This is a genomic window from Bartonella sp. CR127HXZ (assembly GCF_042194555.1).
GTDB classification, from domain to species: Bacteria; Pseudomonadota; Alphaproteobacteria; order Rhizobiales; family Rhizobiaceae; genus Bartonella; species Bartonella grahamii.
This window is the reverse complement of record NZ_JBHIMZ010000066.1, coordinates 1-765: the sequence shown is the minus strand read 5'-3', so window position 1 is coordinate 765 and position 765 is coordinate 1. Positions and strand designations below refer to the sequence as shown.

Below are 765 nucleotides of genomic sequence, written 5' to 3'. Positions count from 1 at the left end.
CAGGCAACTGATCAAAATCAAGTTGAAAGGAGTTCCACCATGCTCGCCCCGTCCAAGCGGGTTGAAAGCGTGCAGAAATCCCTAGCCATTCAAGCCCCATCTCTATTGCCGCAAGGGAGCCGCGCAAGCGCTGCCATTGAAGCCCTTGATCAATCAAATCATAGAGATTTGGAACATAAGGTGTCAGTTCACCAAGCCCGTATTCTTCAATCAACCACGGTAAGAAACGGGGAGGGCGTGTGATCAGTTTTGCGCGTGAAATCCCCAAAACAGAACCATCAATATCTTGATGAAAATCGCAAGCATCGGCAAGGCGCTTTTCAAATTCTGTCGCGTTTGTGGGAAGGAGGGAACCAACCATTAGCGCGCACGCCCTTTGAAGTTTAAGGTGATTTTTCCAATCGATAAAATTTCTTCATCACAAACCATACTGTCTTGTGTTGGTGTAATGGCGATCACTTTCTGGACACCAGCAATCATTAGTTTTGAAATCCACCACGACAAACTTAATTCACGACCAATGGCTTGTTCTTGTCTCCACGCTGCTCTTAAATTTGTTTCCATTGTTGTGAGAATTTTCAAAGATGTTTCTGGTAACAGCCAAACATCTGCCTCTAAATCCAGCACTTTTTTGACAGCAGCGTGAACAATGATTGTATCATTGGTCATGATGATATTTTTTCTGTGAAGAGCTTGTGAAACTGCTTGTATGAGATCTTCAGAGGCTGTTCCTTCTTCATTATTACCAAAAAGAGCAACATAGAT

The 765-nt window shown here is 43.7% G+C and carries 1 protein-coding gene and 1 pseudogene; both read right to left on the bottom strand.

From position 1 onward, the window contains the following. Window positions 1–361, bottom strand: a 361-nt coding sequence (locus tag ACFIKY_RS09125) for a phage tail protein (RefSeq protein ID WP_375661744.1), incomplete at its 3' end; no start/stop codon positions are given. Then, window positions 361–765 (bottom strand): annotated as a pseudogene (locus ACFIKY_RS09120) (baseplate assembly protein); the annotation flags it as partial. The gene ACFIKY_RS09125 and the pseudogene ACFIKY_RS09120, both read right to left, overlap by 1 nt.